This window comes from Bradyrhizobium sp. SZCCHNS1050 (assembly GCF_032484785.1).
GTDB lineage: Bacteria > Pseudomonadota > Alphaproteobacteria > Rhizobiales > Xanthobacteraceae > Bradyrhizobium.
Genome location: NZ_JAUETR010000001.1, coordinates 971,568 through 989,389, shown reverse-complemented (window position 1 = coordinate 989,389; position 17,822 = coordinate 971,568). Strand labels below are relative to the sequence as shown.

The following is a 17,822-nucleotide window of genomic DNA, read 5'->3' as shown; positions in this document are numbered from 1 at the left end:
GCGAGAGGGCAATCCGGGAAGGGCCGCCCACGTTTTCCTGCAGTTTTTGCCTGCAGCGGGGGGCTTTACCGAACTGGCCTGGCTCTTGCTATAGTCCGAGTATGACGATTGTTCAAATTGATCATCCTCGTGCCCCTCGGCTGCTGTGGTGGCGATCGCAGCCCGGCCGCAACGTTGCGCTCGTCGGCGGGCTGGTCGCCGCCAACGCGCTCGCCTGGGCCTGGGCGTTCGCGCTCTACGCCGACCGGCCCGCCATCGTCGGCACCGCGATGCTGGCCTGGCTGCTCGGACTGCGCCATGCGGTCGATGCGGATCACATCGCGGCGATCGACAACGTCGTGCGGAAGCTGGTGCAGGACGGTAGCGCCCCGCGCGCCGCCGGCCTGTATTTTGCGCTCGGCCATTCCAGCGTCGTCGTCATCGCCACCATCGTCGTGAGCCTCATCGCCGGCGCCGACCTCCTGGATGAAGAGAGCGCGATCAGGGCGATCGGCGGCGTCATCGGCACGTCGGTGTCGGCCGGCTTCCTGCTGCTGATCGCGTTGGCGAACCTCATTCTGTTCGTGAACCTCTGGCGCCGCGCCGCACAGCCGCAGTCCGAGATGGAAACCGCCGGAAGCTCCGGACGGGGCATCCTCATCCGCCTGCTGCGCCCGGTGCTCCGCCTGGTGGGACGCGCCTGGCACATGTATCCGCTCGGTTTCCTGTTCGGTCTCGGCTTCGACACTGCGAGCGAGATCGGGCTTCTTAGCCTGTCGGCAACCGAGGCCGCGCGCGGCGCGAGTCTTGCGCACGTGCTGGTGTTTCCGGCGCTGTTCGCGGCGGCGATGGCCACCGTCGACACCGCCGACAGCATGCTGATGGTCGGCGCCTATCGCTGGGCGCTGACCGATCCCGCACGCAAGCTGCGCTATAACCTCGTGATCACCGGCGCCTCTGTCGCGATCGCGCTGGTGATCGGCGGCTTCGAGGCGATCACGCTGTTGGCGCCGCGGCTTGGCCTGACCGGGGGATGGACGAGGGTCGCCACCGCGCTGGGCGACGATGTCGCCAATCTCGGGATCGTCGCGATTGGCCTGTTCGGACTGATCTGGGCGATCGCCATGCTGCTCGGTCGCAGCCAGCGCGGTTCCGAGGCTATGCCCGGGGAAGCGCTTGCCAGTGTTCATGCGGGGGCGCTAAACCCGCCGGTGATACGAAGCGGAACGCTTAAGACGGGCTAGGAGCGGGGCCTTATGATGGTCGGCTCTGAGGGAACGATCAGGATGCTATGGCTGCAGGGTGCGAGCTGCGGCGGCTGCACGATGTCGATCCTGGAAAGCGGCGCGTCCGGCTGGTTCGACGAGCTGCGCCAATCCGGCATCGATCTGGTATGGCATCCCTCCGTCAGCGAGCAGACCGGAGACGAGGTGGTGGAGCTGTTGGAGGCGATCCGCGACGGTCGCGAGCGGCTCGATCTGCTGGTGCTCGAAGGCTCGGTGGCGCGCGGACCTGGCCTGACCGGCCGCTTCAACATGCTCGCCGGCACCAACCGCTCGATCTATCACTGGCTGCTCGATCTGGCGCCGCTGGCCGACTACGTCGTTGCCGTCGGCAGTTGCGCCGCCTATGGCGGCATTCCTGCTGCCGGCATCAACCCGACCGATGCGGTCGGATTGCAGTTCGAGGGCAGCGACATCGGCGGCGCGCTCGGCGCGGGCTTCCGCTCGAAACGCGGGCTGCCGGTGATCAACGTCGCAGGCTGTGCGCCGCATCCGGGTTGGATGATGGAAAGCCTGCTGGCGCTCACCTCGGGCGATCTGTCGGCAGACGGCCTCGACGCAGTCGGCCGTCCGACCTTCATCGCCAATCACCTGGCGCATCACGGCTGCTCGCGCAACGAGTTCTACGAGTTCAAGGCGAGCGCGGAGACGATGTCGGAGCGCGGCTGCCTGATGGAGCATCTCGGCTGCCGCGCGACGCAAGCGGTCGGCGACTGCAATCAGCGCTCGTGGAACGGCGGCGGCTCCTGCACCAAGGGCGGCTACGCCTGCATCGCCTGCACCTCGCCGGGCTTCGAGAGCGCGCAGAACTATCTGCAGACGGCCAAGCTCGCCGGCATTCCCGTGGGGCTTCCGACCGACATGCCCAAGGCCTGGTTCGTCGCGCTCGCAGCGCTGTCGAAATCGGCCACGCCGCGTCGCGTCCGAGTCAATGCGACGGCGGATCATGTCGTGGTGCCGCCGGGCCGTGCCGGCGACAAGCGCCGTCCATGACGCGGATCACGGTCGGACCGTTCAATCGTGTCGAAGGCGATCTCGAGGTCAGGCTCGATATCGAGAGCGGTCGCGTCACGAGGGCGGAGGTGACGGCGCCGCTCTATCGCGGCTTCGAGCAGATCCTGGAGGGGCGGCCGTCGCTGGACGCCCTGGTGATCGCACCGCGAATCTGCGGCATCTGCTCGGTGTCGCAATCGATCGCCGCCGCCGCGGCGTTGCGCCAGGCCATGGGTATTGCGGCAGCGCCAAACGGCGTCCTCGCGGCCAACATCGCGCACGCGGCCGAGAACGCAGCCGACCATCTGACGCATTTCTACATCTTCTTCATGCCGGACTTCGCCCGCGACGTCTACGCCTCGCATGCCTGGCATTCGGCTACGGCCGAGCGCTTCGCGGCCACGAAGGGCAGCGCGGCCCGCGATGCGTTGCCTGCCCGCGCGCGGCTGCTCGAGATCATGGGCCTGATCGCCGGCAAATGGCCGCACAGTCTCGCCTTCCAGCCAGGCGGGACGACGCGCGCGATCGAGCTCGGCGAGCGCGTGCGGCTCAACGCGATCGCGGCGTCGTTTCGCGGTTTCCTTGAACGCGTCGTGTTTGCCGACAAGCTGGAGAACGTGCTCGCCTTGTCGACATCGGACGAGCTCGACCGTTGGCGGGAGGGCCGCGCCGGCGACTTCGCGCATTTCCTTCGGCTGGCCGATGCGCTCGCGCTGGCCGACCTCGGCAGCGGACCCGGTCTCTTGATGAGCTTCGGCGCGTATCACGACTTCAATGGGGCTCGTTTTCGCGCTGGTGTCCGCACGAGCAGCGGCGAGGTCCACGCTTTGCCGTCGGACGGCATCACCGAGGACGTCTCGCACGCCTGGATGCACGATACGTCGCTCGATCCGGCCGAGAGCCGCACCGTGCCCGATGCCGACAAAGCCGACGCCTATAGCTGGTGCAAGGCGCCGCGTCTTGCGGGAGAACCGGTCGAGGTCGGCGCTCTCGCAAGGCAGGCCATCGACGGTCAGCCGTTGATCACCGCGCTGCTCGCGAGCGGTCGCAGCAATGTCCGCAATCGTGTCATCGCCCGGCTGATCGAAACTGCGCGGCTCGCGCTGTCGATCGAGCACTGGATCAAGGGGCTGCGTCTCAACGAGCCGTTCTGCGACAGCAGCGCCAGCGCGGCCGACGGCAATTTCGTCGGGCTCGTGGAAGCTGCGCGCGGCAGCCTCGGCCACTGGCTCGCGGTGCGCTCCGGCCGGATCGAGCGTTATCAGATCATCGCGCCGACGAGCTGGAATTTCTCTCCGCGCGACGCGGATGGGGTAGCGGGCCCGCTCGAACAGGCGCTGGTCGGCACCGAGGTCGGCACTGCCGGCGCGCGTGCGGTCGGCATTCAGCACGTCGTGCGGTCGTTCGATCCCTGCATGGTCTGCACGGCCCATTGAGCGCGCTGCACACAGGCAGGCAGCAAGCGGAAACAAGCTTGTCGGTGCAAAGCGCGTGATTTCCGATTATCGCGCGCGATCCGCCTTCCAAGGATCCACGATCGCGGCCTCGCTGCTGCAAGCATCTGGAATCATTATGATTCAAATCCAGCAATGATGCTGGCCCGCATCTTGCTGTCCTTCTCGCCAGAACGCGATCAGATGATCGCCAACGCGATGTCAGGGGAGGACTCATGGGCGCGGCAACGGAAACTTTTTACAGCGTCATCAGGCGTCAGGGCATCACGCGGCGCAGCTTTCACAAGTTCTGCAGCCTGACCGCGACGAGCCTCGGCCTCGGCCCGGTCGCGGCGAGCCGCATCGCCAATGCGCTGGAAACCAAGCCGCGCACGCCGGTCATCTGGATGCACGGGCTCGAGTGCACGTGCTGCTCGGAGAGCTTCATCCGCTCGGCGCATCCGCTGGTGAAGGATGCCGTGCTGTCGATGATCTCGCTGGACTATGATGACACCATCATGGCGGCGGCCGGCCACCAGGCGGAGGCCATCCTCGACGAGACGCGTGCGAAGTACAAGGGACAGTACATTCTTGCGGTCGAGGGCAATCCGCCGCTGAACGAAGGTGGCATGTTCTGCATCGACGGCGGCAAGCCGTTCGTCGAAAAGCTGAAGATGATGGCCGAGGACGCCATGGCGATCATCGCCTGGGGCGCCTGTGCCTCCTGGGGCTGTGTGCAGGCGGCAAAGCCCAATCCGACGCAGGCGACCCCGATCGACAAGGTCATCACCAACAAGCCGATCATCAAGGTGCCGGGCTGCCCGCCGATCGCGGAAGTCATGACCGGCGTCGTCACCTTCATCACCACCTTCGGCAAGCTGCCGGAGCTCGACCGCCAGGGCCGGCCGAAGATGTTCTACTCACAACGTATCCACGACAAGTGCTATCGCCGGCCGCATTTCGACGCCGGCCAGTTCGTCGAGGAGTGGGACGACGAGGCGGCGCGCAAGGGCTACTGCCTGTACAAGATGGGCTGCAAGGGTCCGACCACCTACAACGCCTGCTCGACCGTGCGCTGGAACGGCGGCGTGTCGTTCCCGATCCAGTCCGGTCACGGCTGCATCGGCTGCTCCGAGGACGGCTTCTGGGACAAGGGCTCGTTCTACGACCGTCTCACCAACATCAAGCAGTTCGGCATCGAGCACAACGCCGACCAGGTCGGCATGGTGGCCGCGGGCACGGTGGGCGCAGCGGTTGCGGCGCATGCGGCGGTGACGGCCGTGAAGCGGCTCGCCGGCAAGCGCGACGACGCCAAGCAAGATCATTAATCGAATTCAGGGCAGGCAACGATGGGCATCCAGACTCCCAACGGCTTCAATCTCGACAATTCCGGCAAGCGTGTCGTCGTCGATCCGCTGACGCGCATCGAGGGCCATCTGCGCGTCGAGGTGAATGTCGATTCCAATAACGTGATCCGCAACGCGGTCTCGACCGGCACCATGTGGCGCGGCATCGAGACCATCCTGCGGAACCGCGATCCGCGCGACGCCTGGGCCTTCACCGAGCGGATCTGCGGCGTCTGCACCGGCACGCACGCGCTGACCTCGGTCCGCGCGGTCGAGAACGCGCTGGGGATCATGATCCCCGATAATGCCAACTCGATCCGCAACATCATGCAGCTCTGCCTGCAGGTGCACGATCACCTCGTGCACTTCTATCATCTGCATGCGCTCGACTGGGTCGACGTGGTCTCGGCGCTCAAGGCCGATCCAAAGGCGACCTCGGCGCTGGCGCAGTCGGTCTCGGACTGGCCGCTGTCCTCGCCGGGCTATTTCAAGGACCTGCAGATCCGGCTGACCAAGTTCGTCGAGTCCGGTCAGCTCGGTCCGTTCAAGAACGCCTATTGGGGTCATGCGGCCTACAAGCTGCCGCCGGAGGCGAACCTGATGGCGGTGGCGCACTATCTGGAAGCGCTCGACTTCCAGAAGGAGATCGTCAAGATCCACACCATCTACGGCGGCAAGAATCCGCATCCGAACTGGCTGGTCGGCGGCGTGCCGTGTGCGATCAATGTCGACGGCACCGGCGCGGTCGGTGCGATCAACATGGAGCGGCTGAACCTCGTCTCGTCGATCATCGATCGCTCGATCGAGTTCGTGCAGAAGGTCTATCTGCCCGACGTGGCGGCGATCGGCTCCTTCTACAAGGACTGGCTCTATGGCGGCGGCCTCTCCGGCAAGAACGTGATGTCCTACGGCGACATTCCGGAGAATGCGAACGATTATTCAGGGAAGAATCTCAAGCTGCCGCGTGGCGTGATCCTCAACGGGAATCTGAACGAGATCCTGCCGATCGATCACGGCGACCCCGAGCAGATCCAGGAGTTCGTCACCCACTCCTGGTACAAATATCCCGACGAGAGCAAGGGGCTGCATCCCTGGGACGGCGTCACTGAGCCGAACTACCAGCTCGGCCCCAACGCCAAGGGCACCAAGACGGACATCAAGGAGCTCGACGAGGGCGGAAAATATTCCTGGATCAAGGCGCCGCGCTGGCGCGGCAACGCGGTCGAGGTCGGACCGCTGGCGCGCTACATCATTGGTTATGCGCAAGGGCGGCCGGAGTTCAAGGAGCCGACCGACAGGCTTCTGAAGACGCTGAACCTGCCGGTCACAGCGCTGTTCTCCACGCTTGGCCGCACCGCGGCACGGGCGCTGGAATGCGAATGGGCGGCGAACCAGATGCGCTACTTCCAGGACAAGTTGGTGGCACGCATCAAGGCCGGCGATTCCTCGACCGCGAACATCGAGAAGTGGAAGCCGGAGAGCTGGCCGAAGGAGGCCAAGGGCTACGGCTTCACCGAGGCGCCGCGCGGCGCGCTGGCGCACTGGATCAAGATCAAGGACACAAAGATCGACAACTACCAGTGTGTCGTGCCGACGACCTGGAACGGCTCGCCGCGCGATCCCAAGGGCAATATCGGCGCCTTCGAGGCCTCCCTGATGGATACGCCGATGGCGGATCCGGAGAAGCCGCTGGAGATCCTGCGCACGATCCATTCGTTCGATCCGTGCCTCGCGTGCTCGACCCACGTGATGAGCCCGGACGGCCAGCAAATGGCGACGGTCACGGTCAGGTAGTGGGAGACGCACCATGATGGATGCCATTGCACGTCCCGCCGAGGCAGAGCCCAACCTTGCGGCGATCGCGGCCGACGCCGCCGGTGAACACGCGGTCGGCCGGCCCACGGTCTATGTGTACGAAGCACCGGTGCGCATCTGCCATTGGGTGAATGCGTTCGCGATCGTCGTGCTGATGATCACCGGCTATCTGATCGGGACTCCGCTCCCCAGCGTCGAAGGCGAGGCGTCGGCGAATTTCGTGATGGGTTACATCCGCTTTGCCCATTTCGCGGCCGGACAGGTGCTGGCGGTGTTCTTCCTTGCCCGCATCTTCTGGGCCTTCGTCGGCAACCACCATTCCCGGCAGATCTTCTACATTCCGGTGCACCGCAAGCAGTTCTGGAAGGAGGTGCTGCACGAGATCCGCTGGTACGCTTTCCTCGAGCGTGAGCCGAAGATGTATGTCGGCCATAATCCCCTGGCGCAGACAGCCATGTTTACCGGCTTCACGCTGTTCGTGACCTTCATGATCATCACCGGCTTTGCGCTCTATTCGGAAGGCACCGGCATCGACAGCTGGCAGCACAAATTGTTCGGTTGGGTGTTCGCGATCTGGCCGAACAGCCAGGACGTCCACACCTGGCATCATCTCGGGATGTGGGCGCTGGTCACCTTCGTGATGGTGCACGTCTATGCCGCCATTCGCGAAGACATCATGTCACGTCAGAGCATCATCTCCTCGATGATCTCGGGCGAGCGGCAGTTCCGCGAGTAGTAGGGGGGCGGCATGGTCGATGAGCGCGGGCGCGATCGCATTCTGGTGCTCGGGATCGGCAACATTCTCTGGGCGGACGAAGGCTTTGGCGTGCGGGTGGTGGAGGAATTCCACCGCCGCTTCACCGTGCCCGACAACGTCACGATCCTCGATGGCGGCACGCAGGGGCTTTACCTCGTCAACTATGTCGAGGAAGCCGACGGCCTGATCGTGTTCGACGCCATCGACTATGGCCTGGTGCCGGGCGAGCTCAAGCTCGTCCGCGACGACGAGGTGCCGCGCTTCACCGGCGCCAAGAAGATGAGCCTGCACCAGACGGGCTTTCAGGAAGTACTGAGCGCGGCCGACTTGCTCGGCCGCTATCCGCAGCGGCTTGCGCTGATCGGCTGCCAGCCGCTCGACCTCGAGGATTGGGGTGGCCCGCTGACTGCGCCGGTTCGTGCGCAGATCGCGCCGGCGATCGAGCTGGCCTGCACCCTCCTGGCGGAATGGGGCTCGCCGGCCGTGTCGCGGCGTGAACCGCTCGCCGGCGACGAACGCCTGCTCGCCAACGACATCGACCATCATAGCTACGAGCTGCGGGCGCGCCCGGCCGATTGACCGCGCCGCGAGGGAATCCGCCATGTGTCTTGGCCTGCCGATGACAATCCTCGAGACCGATGGCGTCTCGGCGCTGTGCAGCTTCGACGGCGAGGAGCGCCGCGTCTCGGTGTTGCTGCTGTCGAACCCGCCAGTGGGGGCCAAGGTGCTCGTCTATATCGACAACGCCGTTCGCTTGCTCGATGACGAAGAGGCGCGGCTGATCGGCGAAGCGCTGCGCGGCCTGCAGGCGGCCGTGAACGGCGAGAATTGCGATGACTTCTTCGCGGATCTGATCGGGCGCGAGCCGGAGCTTCCGGAGCATTTGCGGTAGCGGCGTCATGCCCTCGGGCATCGCCAAATTGCTGATAACAAGATTTCCATAGACGAAGTAAGTTTGCAGGCCCTGCCTGGAAAGCACCTTTCCGATTTCTCGCGCAATCCCTTAGTTGCAATAAAAACGTAATATTTTTCAATGCCTTGAGCATTCTTGGCCCCGCGTGGGCGTCTGGCACGTCGATTGCTGATCATGGGGAATATGGCAACGATAACTGGTCAGGGAGAAACACCGATGGAAATGCAGCAGCGTGACCCCCCGCGCGCGCGAGGCGGGTTGCCGGAGGTCGATACCGGCACCGTCGATGCCTTTCTCTCCGAGGCTGATTGCGCCGGGCTTGTCGCCGTGCTGCTGTCGGCCGGGGATCCCGCGCGGTTTCCAGAGGCACTGGACGTGGCCATCGTGCTGCCGGAGCTGATCACGGCGTTTCAGGGCCGGCTGCGCGGCGCGGTCGTCGCGCGCGAAGCGGAGGCCGAGATCGGGGCGCGATTCGGCGTGCGTGTGCAGCCGAGCCTGATCCTGTGCCGCGGGGGAGAGACGCTCGGCCTGATTGCCAAGATCCAGGACTGGTCTGTTTATGTCGATCGCATCTCGCGGCTGATCGACCGGCCGCAGGGCGCGACGGCGGCGGTCGTCGCCAGCATCGTCCCAGTCCATCAGCCTGCGGGAGTCGAGCGATGAAGCCGGGATTCTGGATCGCGCCTGAAGGAGCCGAGGAGCCGGTCAACATCTTTCCGATCGGCGAAGAGGCGCTCGATACCTCCCACAAGGGGCTGACCGCCTCCGGAGCGCTGGCCAAGCTGGCCTCGCTCGACTCGGAGGCGCTGGCGCGGAGCTGTCCGCGCGCGGTCGAACTGCTGTCGACGATTGCATCCGCCACCGCGGCGCAGACGGCCGGCGCACCGACGCAATTATTCCGTCTCGAAGGCCTCAACGATCTCGAGCGGCGGCTGATCGACGACGTGCTGGGCGAGGGCGAGGTCGCGGGCGTCGTGGCTCTTCCCGACGGGACGCTGGCCCAGATCCAGGAATCGGTGCTCGCCGGCATCTGGCGGGTGCGGCTGGAAGCGGATGAGCGCCACGACTACATCGAAGTCGGCGCCGTGCCGGAGATCGTGTCGCGCGCGGCCGCCGACCTGACCGCAAATGACATCGCGATCGGACCGGTGCCCGAGGGCACGATGAACGCGCTGCCGGTGCTCGCCGAGATCCGCGAGCGCGCGCTGTCCTGGCGACCGGGCCAGCGCTCGCAGACCATCAACTTCACGCTGCTGCCGATGAGCCCGGCCGACATGAGCTTCCTGCAGCAGACGCTCGGCAACGGCCCGATCCAGTTGATGTCGCGCGGCTACGGCACCTGCCGCGTGCTCGCGACCGGCATCCGCCATGTCTGGTCGGTGCAGTTCTTCAACGCCATGGATACGATCATTCTCGACACCCTCGAAGTCGGCGGCGTGCCGGTGGTCGCGCTCGCTGCAGCCGAGGATTTCGAGGATTCGGCCGAGCGCCTGACCCAGATCATCGAGGCCTATTTCACATGAACGGCGGCTTCGAGAATTACGGTGTCCGCAGCGATCTCGCTGATGACGCGCTGTTGGAGTGCGGCATCTGCTGGACGCGCTACGATCCGGCCGACGGTGACGGCGTCGCCCAGATTGCGCCGGGCACGCCGTTCGCGGCGCTGCCGGACGACTGGCATTGCCCGAACTGCGACGCGCCGAAGACCAAGTTCATGGTGGTCGAGCAATGAGCGCGGACGCGCAGGGCAGGTCTGACGTCACGCCGGTCGCGTGGGGCGAGCGTCTCGCCGGCGTCTATCGTGGGATCGGCGCGCGTGCGATGCGCGAGCTGCCGATCTATCACGACGCGCTCGACGTCGAGGCGATCGGATTTTCGGTGGTTGAGGGCCGCATCCTCGGCATCGTCGTCACGCCCTGGTTCATGAACGTGGTCACTCCGGCCGCCCAGGATTCCGCGGGATCCGTCGTCAAGATCGTGCTTCCGGCCGGCTCGTTCGAGTTCACGATCGGCGATATCGCCGGGATCGGGCGGATCGCGAGCTGCTCGCTGTTCTCGCCGATGTTCGAGTTCGCGGACATGGCCGCGGCGCGTGCGGCGGCGGAGGCCGCGCTGGCCGCGCTGACGGCGGCACCTGAGGACGAGGCGTTGTCCGAACGCGCCGCGAAGGCGTCGACGATCGATCGCCGCGCGTTCCTGCGCGGCCCCCTCTCCGAGGGCCGCGCATGACCCTCGGCTTTCGCAACCGCATCGACGTGACGCTGTCGGTCGCCGATCGGCGGATCACAGGCGTCGACATTCAGCCGCGCACGCGGCCGCCGCTGGGACGGCTGTTCGCCGGCAAGCCGGCCGAGATGCTGCTTGCGGCCCTGCCGCGGCTGTTCTCGCTGTGCGCCGGTGCGCATCAGGTCGCGCTGCTCTCGGCGCTGGAAGCGGCGCGCGGCGAGCAGGCGAAGCCGTCGACGCGTCATCGTCGGATCGAGGCCGTGCTGACGGAACGCTTCGCCGAACTCATGCGCGGTCTGCTGATCGCTTCAATGGCGGACAATCGTAGTGCTGCGCAGCCGGTGCCACGGCTCTTGCAGGCGATCGCGGCGCTACAGACGCATTCCGGCGTCTCGCAGCAATCTCGCGCTGCAACCTTGTCTCAGATCAAGACGGGCATGGTGGCTCTGGGCATAGGCTTGCCAGCGGAGCCGGTTCTGCCGGGAACTCCGCTTGCATCGATGATGGACGCGGCCCGGAAGGCCGCCGATGATGGAGGATGGAGGCACATGCCGGCCGAGCATGACATCCTGTCGGCCGCCGATGATGGCGCCATCGTCACGCAATTGATCGACGTGGGATCTGCCTTTGCTGAGGCTCCCGAGCTCGACGGCCGCGTTCCGGAGACCGGAGTCTGGGCCCGCTATGCGGAGCGCCATCAATTGGCATCGGCTGGTCCCGTCGAACGTCTCTCAGCCAAGATAGCTGAGATTGCTGAGCTGTTCCGCTGGATCGAGACCGGCGAGGCGGAGGACCAGGCGGCCGACCCGCATGCCGTCGCAAGCTACGCGCTCGGGTCGCGGCGCGGCGCCGCCGCAGTCGAATGCGCGCGCGGCCGGCTGCATCACGCGATCGAGCTGGATGCGCACGGCGCGGTCTCGCGTTTCGAGTATCTGGCGCCGACGGAATGGAATTTTCACCCGCGCGGTCCTGTCGTGAGGAGCCTCACGGGGGTTGCGCTGCGCGGCACCGTCGATCGCCAGGCCATCCATACGATGGTCGGATCGTTCGATCCCTGCGTCGGCTATCACCTGGCGTTCCGGGGGATGGCCGATGCATGAGATGGCGCTGTGCGAAGGCATCGTCGAGATCGTCGAGCAGGAGGCACGTAAGGGCGCCTTCTCCACGGTGAAGACCGTGTGGTTGGAGATCGGTGCGCTCAGCCATGTCGCGCCGGAGGCGCTGCGATTCTGTTTCGAGGCGGTGACCGCGAAAACCCTGTTGCACGGGGCAGCGCTCGAGATCATCGAACAGCCGGGCACGGCATGGTGCCTGGGCTGCTCGCGCGGCGTCGAGATCAGTCAACGCTATCAGTCTTGTCCGGCCTGCGGCAGTCATCAGCTGCAGGTCACGGGCGGTGAGGACATGCGGGTCAAGGAGCTGGAGGTCGAGTAATGTGCACGGTGTGTGGCTGCAGCGACGGCAAGCCCTCCGTCGAATCCGGTGATCATCATCACGATCACGGTAAGCATCATCAGGCTCATGGACACGATCACAGCCATGATCAGTCCGGACATCATCACCATCACGGCCATCATCATCATGATCATGTTCACGAGCATGGTCACCATCACGATGATGACCCGCATGATCACGGTCGCGCGCATGATCATCAACATGATCATGCTGCCGACCACGTCGACTGTTCGGCCAATCCGGCCGGGCAGGAGGTTGCCGGCCTCTCCAGCGGGCGCATCATCCAGATCGAACGCGACATTCTCGGCAAGAACAACCGGCTCGCGGCAGAAAACCGCGCGCGCTTCGCCGCGCATGACGTGCTGGCATTCAACTTCGTTTCCAGCCCGGGCGCCGGCAAGACCTCGCTGCTGGTCCGCGCCGTCTCCGATCTCAAGCAGAGTCGGCCCGTCGCGGTGATCGAGGGCGACCAGCAGACCTCCAACGATGCCGAGCGCATCCGCGCCACCGGCGTGCCGGCGATCCAGATCAACACCGGCAAGGGCTGTCATCTCGACGCGGCCATGGTCGGCGAAGCCTTTGGCCGGCTGCCGTCACTGCGCGGCGGGCTGCTGTTCATCGAGAATGTCGGCAACCTCGTATGTCCGGCCGCCTTCGATCTCGGCGAGGCCTGCAAGATCGTCGTGTTCTCGACCACCGAGGGCGAGGACAAGCCGCTCAAATATCCCGACATGTTTGCAGCGTCATCGCTGATGCTCATCAACAAGATCGATCTGGCGCCGGTGCTCGATTTCGATCTTGCGCAGACGATCGAATATGCCCGCCGCGTCAATCCGAAGATCGAGGTGCTGACGATCTCCGCGAAGACAGGCGAGGGCCTTTCGGCGTTCTACGCCTGGATCAGGAAGCAGTCTGAGCGGATGCGGGCGGGCGCAGCGAACGCGGTGCGGGGATGAGCACGCCCGGCCGGACATCGGCGGCGAACCATACGTGCCTCCGGCTCCGTGTCCGCGGGGCCGTGCAGGGCGTCGGCTTTCGTCCCTATGTCCATGGTCTGGCAACCCGCCATCGGCTCGGCGGCTTCGTCGCCAACGATGCTGATGGCGTGCTGATCGAGGTCGAGGGCGACGAGGTCGCCGAATTCATCGAGGCCCTGCCGCGGCAGACGCCGCCGCTGGCGCGCATCGACGACATCGCCGTCGAGCCGATCGCGGCCGGTATCGGCACGGGCTTCCGGATCGCCGGGAGCGTGGGCGGGCGCGTCACGACGCGGATCGTGCCGGACGCAGCCACCTGTGCCGCATGCCTGGCCGAGCTGTTCGATCCCGGCAGCCGCTTCCATCTCTATCCTTTTGTCAACTGCACCCATTGCGGCCCGCGCTTCACCATCGCCGAGCGCCTGCCTTACGATCGCGTGTCCACGGCGATGAAGCACTTTCCGATGTGTGAGGCGTGCCGGTCCGACTACGAAGATCCTGCAGGGCGCCGCTTTCATGCCGAGGCGATCTCGTGTCCGCGCTGCGGTCCGCGGCTCAGCCATGGCATCGATGATATCGCAGCCGCGCTCGCGAATGGCAGGATCGTCGCCATCAAGGGTCTCGGTGGCTATCAGCTGCTCTGTGACGCCCAGGATGAGCAGGCCGTCCGGCGGCTGCGCGGGCTTAAGCAGCGCAACGGCAAGCCGTTTGCCGTGATGTTGGCCACGGCCGACGCCGCAACTGAGATTGCCGAGATCGATGCGCCTGAGCGCGCGCTGCTGGAGCGGGTGGCGCGGCCGATCGTGCTGTTGCGCTCACGCCAGCGTGTTGCGTCCTCGGTCGCACCAGGTCTCGCAAAGATCGGGGTGATGCTGCCGGTCGCTCCGCTGCATCATCTGATCTTCCATGTGCTGGAGGCGGGCCGCCGCGCGGCTGCCGACAGACCATGGGCGCTGGTCTGCACCAGCGCCAATCCGAGCGGGGAGCCGCTGCTGACCGACAACGCCGAGGCGCTCGCGGATCTTGCCGACATTGCGGATCTGATCGTCACCCACGACCGGGACATCGTCATCCGCGCCGACGATTCCGTGCTTGCCGTCGTGGCCGGCGTTCCCCGCTTCGTCAGGCGTGCGCGCGGCTATGTTCCGGAGCCGATCCGGCTCGCGCGCACCATGCCGCCGGTGCTCGCGGTCGGCGCTCAGCTGAAGGCGACGGTGACGGTGACGCGCGGCGACGAGGCGTTCGTGTCGCAGCATCTCGGTGATCTCGACACGGCGGCGGCGATCCGCTTCTTCGAAGAGACGATTGCGCATCTCACCGCCATCCTCGACGTCCAGCCGGTCGCGATCGCGCATGACCTGCATCCGGATATGGCGTCGACGCGGTTCGCGCAGGCACACGGTCTGCCGACGCTGCCGGTGCAGCATCACCAGGCGCATGCGGCCTCGGTCATGGCCGAGCATGGCGTGACCAGCCCCGCAATCGCGCTGGTGCTGGATGGCTACGGCTATGGCAGCGATGGCGGCGCCTGGGGCGGTGAACTGCTGTCGTGCGACGGCGCCGGCTTCCAGCGCCTCGGCCATCTCGCTCCGTTGAAGATGCCGGGCGGCGACCGGGCCGCACGCGAGCCGTGGCGGATGGCGGCGTCCGTGCTGCACGACATCGGTCGCGGTGACGAGATCGGGCGGCGTTTCGCGGCCCAGACACAGTCGCGCAACATCTCCATGCTGCTGGATCGTGCCGATGCTCCGGTCACCACCAGCGCCGGCCGGCTGTTCGATGCCGTGGCCGGACTGCTCGGTGTCACCACGGTGCAGAGCTACGAAGGCGAGGCGGCCATGAAGCTGGAGGCGCTGGTGCGCGAACCGGCAGCGCTGGAGCGCGGCTGGACCATTGCCGATGGCGTGCTGTCGCTGCGGCCGCTGCTCGCGCATCTGATCGCGCGTGATCTCGACGCTGTCGAAGCGGCGGGGCTGTTTCACGGCACGTTGGCCGCGGCCTGCGTCGACTGGATCGTGAGAGCTTCGCGCGCGACCGGCATCGGTACGATCGCGCTGAGCGGCGGCTGTTTTCTCAATGCGCATCTGGCCGAACAGATCGTGCGCGGCTGCCGGTCCGCAGGGCTCGATCCGTTCCTGCCGCGCCGTCTGCCGCCCAATGACGGCGGCCTCAGCCTCGGGCAGGCCTGGGTGGCCGGTCTGCATCTCACACAAAACAACATGATGTCTGGAGGGACCGTCTGATGTGCCTGGCCATTCCTGCCGAGGTGATCAAGCTCTTGGCCGACGACATGGCGATCGTCTCGATCGACGGCGTCAGCAAGGAGGTCTCGGTCGCGCTGATCGAGGAGATCGCCGTCGGCGACTACGTCATTCTCCATGTCGGCCATGCGCTGGCCAAGATCGATCCGGAGGAGGCGCGCGAGACGCTCGACCTGCTCCGGCAGATGGGCGAGGCTGTGGCGGAGGTCAGGCCATGAAATATGCCGACGAGTTTCGCGACAAGGAGTTGGCGACAGGTCTTGCGCGCGCCATCCGCGCCAAGGCCGATCCGGCGCGCGCCTATCGCTTCATGGAGTTCTGCGGCGGACATACCCATGCGATCGCGCGCTATGGCCTCGAGGACATGCTGCCCGACAATGTGCGCATGATCCATGGCCCCGGCTGTCCGGTCTGCGTGCTGCCCGCCGGGCGCATCGACATGGCGACCGCGCTGGCCGAACGGGCCGAGGTCATCCTCTGCGTTTATGGCGACCTGATGCGCGTGCCGGGCTCGCGCGGGTCCTCGCTGCTCAAGGCGAAAGCGCGCGGCGCCGACGTCCGCATGGTGTATTCGACGCTGGATGCGATCGCGCTGGCCGAGCAGAATCCTGGTCGCGAGGTGGTGTTCTTCGCCATCGGCTTCGAGACCACGACGCCCCCGACCGCCGTGATGATCCGGGCCGCCGAGAAGAAGCAGCTGTCGAACTTCACCGTGTTCTGCAACCACGTGCTGACGCCGCCGGCGATGCGCGCGATCCTCGACAGCGACGACACGGTCGAGATCGACGGCTTCGTCGGGCCGGCGCATGTCTCGACCGTGATCGGCACCGAGCCCTACGCGCCGTTCGCGCGCGATGACGGCAAGCCCGTCGTGATCGCAGGCTTCGAGCCGCTCGACATGATGCAGGCGATCCTGATGCTGATCGAGCAGGTCAATGACGGCCGCCACGAGGTGGAGAACCAGTACCGTCGCGCCGTCACCGCCAGCGGCAACCAGCGCGCCATCCGCGAGGTCGCCGAGATCTTCGAACTGCGCGACCAGTTCGAATGGCGCGGCCTCGGCAGCATTCCGGCGAGCGCATTGAAACTGCGGCCCGCCTTCGCGCATCTCGACGCCGAGCTGCGCTTTGCCATGTCCGAGCTGGTTGTGGCCGACAATCCGGCCTGCGAATGTCCGGCCATTCTGCGCGGCCTGAAGAAGCCGGTGGACTGCCGGCTGTTCGGCACCGCCTGCACGCCGGAGACGCCGATCGGCTCCTGCATGGTGTCGTCGGAAGGCGCCTGCGCGGCGCATTGGACCTATGGCCGCTTCCGCGACCATCAGCGGAGGCTTGCATCATGAGCATGCATCAGCGCCGGCTCGACATGAAGAACGGCTGCGTCGATCTCTCGCATGGCGCCGGCGGTCGCGCGATGGCGCAACTGATTGCCGGCCTGTTCCACGAGGCGTTCGGCAATGAATGGCTGGCGCGTGGCAACGACCAGTCGGCGTTCGACGTCGCCGCCGGCCGCATGGTGATGACGACCGACGGCTACGTGGTCTCGCCGCTGTTCTTCCCCGGCGGCAATATCGGCTCGCTGGCGGTGCACGGCACGGTCAACGACATCGCCATGGCCGGCGCCAGGCCGCTGTATCTGTCGGCGAGCTTCATCATCGAGGAGGGGTTTGCGTTTTCCGACCTGAAACGGATCGCCGATGCGATGGGCGAGGCGGCGCGCGAGGCGGGGATTGCGATCATCACCGGCGACACCAAGGTGGTCGAGCGCGGCAAGGCGGATGGCGTGTTCATTTCGACGGCCGGCGTCGGCGTGCTGCCGGACGGCCTCGATCTCTCGGCCGACAAGGCCAGGCCCGGCGACCGCGTGCTGTTGTCCGGCAGCCTCGGTGATCACGGCGTGGCGATCATGTCGCGGCGGCAGAACCTCACCTTCGACACCGAGATCATCTCCGACTCGGCCTCGCTGCACGGGCTCGTCGCCGACATGGTTGCAGCCGGCGGCGCCGGCATCCGGCTGATGCGCGATCCCACGCGCGGCGGGGTTGCGGCCACGATGAACGAGATCGCGCAGCAGTCCAATCTCGGCTTCCGTCTGCAGGAGGAAGCGATTCCGGTGAAGCCTGCGGTCGCTGCCGCCTGCGAGCTGCTCGGGCTCGATCCGCTCCACGTCGCCAATGAGGGCAAGCTCGTCGCGGTGGTCGCGCCGGAGCTGGCCGGCGCCGTGCTCGCCGCCATGAGGGCGCATCCGCTCGGCCGCGATGCGGCTGACATCGGCGAAGCGGTGGCCGATGATCACCGCTTCGTCCAGATGGCGACGAGCTTCGGCGGCGGCCGTATCGTCGACTGGCTGTCCGGCGAGCAGTTGCCGCGGATCTGCTGAGACGC

19 protein-coding genes are annotated in these 17,822 nt (G+C 66.1%); all 19 read left to right on the top strand.

Going from position 1 to position 17,822, the window contains the following annotated elements:
- Window positions 1–101: 101 nt before the first annotated feature.
- A complete protein-coding gene (locus tag QX094_RS04655; protein ID WP_316187654.1) occupies window positions 102–1,223 on the top strand; it encodes a HoxN/HupN/NixA family nickel/cobalt transporter in 1,122 nt (373 codons plus the stop codon).
- 15 nt (window positions 1,224–1,238) lie between these two features.
- Window positions 1,239–2,255, top strand: coding sequence for a HupU protein (locus QX094_RS04650; protein WP_315752484.1), 1,017 nt, complete (start codon window positions 1,239–1,241; stop codon window positions 2,253–2,255).
- Window positions 2,252–3,691 carry a nickel-dependent hydrogenase large subunit gene (locus QX094_RS04645; protein ID WP_315825315.1) on the top strand — a complete coding sequence of 480 codons (1,440 nt, stop codon included), beginning with the start codon at window positions 2,252–2,254 and terminating at the stop codon, window positions 3,689–3,691. Before QX094_RS04650 ends, QX094_RS04645 begins: the two co-directional genes overlap by 4 nt.
- Before the next feature lie 233 nt (window positions 3,692–3,924).
- On the top strand, window positions 3,925–5,016 hold the full coding sequence (locus QX094_RS04640; protein WP_316187653.1) for a hydrogenase small subunit: 1,092 nt from the start codon (window positions 3,925–3,927) through the stop codon (window positions 5,014–5,016).
- A 21-nt stretch (window positions 5,017–5,037) separates the two neighbouring features.
- Window positions 5,038–6,828: a nickel-dependent hydrogenase large subunit gene (locus QX094_RS04635; protein WP_315713498.1), complete on the top strand. Its 1,791-nt coding sequence runs from the start codon at window positions 5,038–5,040 to the stop codon at window positions 6,826–6,828.
- A 13-nt stretch (window positions 6,829–6,841) separates the two neighbouring features.
- Window positions 6,842–7,585: a Ni/Fe-hydrogenase, b-type cytochrome subunit gene (gene cybH, locus QX094_RS04630; protein WP_315752369.1), complete on the top strand. Its 744-nt coding sequence runs from the start codon at window positions 6,842–6,844 to the stop codon at window positions 7,583–7,585.
- Window positions 7,586–7,597: 12 nt separating this feature from the next.
- On the top strand, window positions 7,598–8,185 hold the full coding sequence (locus tag QX094_RS04625) for a HyaD/HybD family hydrogenase maturation endopeptidase (RefSeq protein ID WP_315752370.1): 588 nt from the start codon (window positions 7,598–7,600) through the stop codon (window positions 8,183–8,185).
- A gap of 22 nt (window positions 8,186–8,207) precedes the next feature.
- Window positions 8,208–8,498, top strand: coding sequence for a HypC/HybG/HupF family hydrogenase formation chaperone (locus QX094_RS04620; protein WP_315736711.1), 291 nt, complete (start codon window positions 8,208–8,210; stop codon window positions 8,496–8,498).
- 237 nt (window positions 8,499–8,735) lie between these two features.
- Window positions 8,736–9,182 carry a hydrogenase accessory protein gene (locus QX094_RS04615; protein ID WP_316188194.1) on the top strand — a complete coding sequence of 149 codons (447 nt, stop codon included), beginning with the start codon at window positions 8,736–8,738 and terminating at the stop codon, window positions 9,180–9,182.
- Window positions 9,179–10,042, top strand: a complete 864-nt coding sequence (locus tag QX094_RS04610; RefSeq protein ID WP_316169843.1) for a hydrogenase expression/formation protein — start codon at window positions 9,179–9,181, stop codon at window positions 10,040–10,042. Before QX094_RS04615 ends, QX094_RS04610 begins: the two co-directional genes overlap by 4 nt.
- Complete coding sequence (locus tag QX094_RS04605; protein WP_315752372.1) at window positions 10,039–10,251, top strand: rubredoxin; 213 nt, start codon at window positions 10,039–10,041, stop codon at window positions 10,249–10,251. Before QX094_RS04610 ends, QX094_RS04605 begins: the two co-directional genes overlap by 4 nt.
- Window positions 10,248–10,748: a [NiFe]-hydrogenase assembly chaperone HybE gene (hybE, locus tag QX094_RS04600; protein ID WP_316187652.1), complete on the top strand. Its 501-nt coding sequence runs from the start codon at window positions 10,248–10,250 to the stop codon at window positions 10,746–10,748. Before QX094_RS04605 ends, hybE begins: the two co-directional genes overlap by 4 nt.
- Window positions 10,745–11,845: a nickel-dependent hydrogenase large subunit gene (locus QX094_RS04595; protein WP_316184051.1), complete on the top strand. Its 1,101-nt coding sequence runs from the start codon at window positions 10,745–10,747 to the stop codon at window positions 11,843–11,845. The genes hybE and QX094_RS04595 overlap by 4 nt, the downstream gene beginning before the upstream one ends.
- Window positions 11,838–12,179, top strand: coding sequence for a hydrogenase maturation nickel metallochaperone HypA (gene hypA, locus QX094_RS04590; protein WP_315752375.1), 342 nt, complete (start codon window positions 11,838–11,840; stop codon window positions 12,177–12,179). Before QX094_RS04595 ends, hypA begins: the two co-directional genes overlap by 8 nt.
- Window positions 12,179–13,156, top strand: coding sequence for a hydrogenase nickel incorporation protein HypB (gene hypB, locus QX094_RS04585; RefSeq protein WP_316184049.1), 978 nt, complete (start codon window positions 12,179–12,181; stop codon window positions 13,154–13,156). The genes hypA and hypB overlap by 1 nt, the downstream gene beginning before the upstream one ends.
- The gene (gene hypF, locus QX094_RS04580; RefSeq protein WP_316184047.1) at window positions 13,153–15,420 is read left to right on the top strand and encodes a carbamoyltransferase HypF; all 2,268 of its coding nucleotides are present in this window, start codon (window positions 13,153–13,155) and stop codon (window positions 15,418–15,420) included. The genes hypB and hypF overlap by 4 nt, the downstream gene beginning before the upstream one ends.
- Window positions 15,420–15,656 carry a HypC/HybG/HupF family hydrogenase formation chaperone gene (locus tag QX094_RS04575; protein WP_315754994.1) on the top strand — a complete coding sequence of 79 codons (237 nt, stop codon included), beginning with the start codon at window positions 15,420–15,422 and terminating at the stop codon, window positions 15,654–15,656. The genes hypF and QX094_RS04575 overlap by 1 nt, the downstream gene beginning before the upstream one ends.
- The gene (gene hypD, locus QX094_RS04570) at window positions 15,653–16,780 is read left to right on the top strand and encodes a hydrogenase formation protein HypD (RefSeq protein WP_316184045.1); all 1,128 of its coding nucleotides are present in this window, start codon (window positions 15,653–15,655) and stop codon (window positions 16,778–16,780) included. Before QX094_RS04575 ends, hypD begins: the two co-directional genes overlap by 4 nt.
- Window positions 16,777–17,817: a hydrogenase expression/formation protein HypE gene (gene hypE, locus QX094_RS04565; RefSeq protein ID WP_315825305.1), complete on the top strand. Its 1,041-nt coding sequence runs from the start codon at window positions 16,777–16,779 to the stop codon at window positions 17,815–17,817. Before hypD ends, hypE begins: the two co-directional genes overlap by 4 nt.
- Window positions 17,818–17,822: the final 5 nt, after the last annotated feature.

Coding starts and splice junctions, on each gene's coding strand:
- QX094_RS04655 (WP_316187654.1), top strand. CDS start 102: ATGACGATTGTTCAAATTGATCATCCTCGTGCCCCTCGGCTGCTGTGG.
- QX094_RS04650 (WP_315752484.1), top strand. CDS start 1,239: ATGGTCGGCTCTGAGGGAACGATCAGGATGCTATGGCTGCAGGGTGCG.
- QX094_RS04645 (WP_315825315.1), top strand. CDS start 2,252: ATGACGCGGATCACGGTCGGACCGTTCAATCGTGTCGAAGGCGATCTC.
- QX094_RS04640 (WP_316187653.1), top strand. CDS start 3,925: ATGGGCGCGGCAACGGAAACTTTTTACAGCGTCATCAGGCGTCAGGGC.
- QX094_RS04635 (WP_315713498.1), top strand. CDS start 5,038: ATGGGCATCCAGACTCCCAACGGCTTCAATCTCGACAATTCCGGCAAG.
- cybH (WP_315752369.1), top strand. CDS start 6,842: ATGATGGATGCCATTGCACGTCCCGCCGAGGCAGAGCCCAACCTTGCG.
- QX094_RS04625 (WP_315752370.1), top strand. CDS start 7,598: ATGGTCGATGAGCGCGGGCGCGATCGCATTCTGGTGCTCGGGATCGGC.
- QX094_RS04620 (WP_315736711.1), top strand. CDS start 8,208: ATGTGTCTTGGCCTGCCGATGACAATCCTCGAGACCGATGGCGTCTCG.
- QX094_RS04615 (WP_316188194.1), top strand. CDS start 8,736: ATGGAAATGCAGCAGCGTGACCCCCCGCGCGCGCGAGGCGGGTTGCCG.
- QX094_RS04610 (WP_316169843.1), top strand. CDS start 9,179: ATGAAGCCGGGATTCTGGATCGCGCCTGAAGGAGCCGAGGAGCCGGTC.
- QX094_RS04605 (WP_315752372.1), top strand. CDS start 10,039: ATGAACGGCGGCTTCGAGAATTACGGTGTCCGCAGCGATCTCGCTGAT.
- hybE (WP_316187652.1), top strand. CDS start 10,248: ATGAGCGCGGACGCGCAGGGCAGGTCTGACGTCACGCCGGTCGCGTGG.
- QX094_RS04595 (WP_316184051.1), top strand. CDS start 10,745: ATGACCCTCGGCTTTCGCAACCGCATCGACGTGACGCTGTCGGTCGCC.
- hypA (WP_315752375.1), top strand. CDS start 11,838: ATGCATGAGATGGCGCTGTGCGAAGGCATCGTCGAGATCGTCGAGCAG.
- hypB (WP_316184049.1), top strand. CDS start 12,179: ATGTGCACGGTGTGTGGCTGCAGCGACGGCAAGCCCTCCGTCGAATCC.
- hypF (WP_316184047.1), top strand. CDS start 13,153: ATGAGCACGCCCGGCCGGACATCGGCGGCGAACCATACGTGCCTCCGG.
- QX094_RS04575 (WP_315754994.1), top strand. CDS start 15,420: ATGTGCCTGGCCATTCCTGCCGAGGTGATCAAGCTCTTGGCCGACGAC.
- hypD (WP_316184045.1), top strand. CDS start 15,653: ATGAAATATGCCGACGAGTTTCGCGACAAGGAGTTGGCGACAGGTCTT.
- hypE (WP_315825305.1), top strand. CDS start 16,777: ATGAGCATGCATCAGCGCCGGCTCGACATGAAGAACGGCTGCGTCGAT.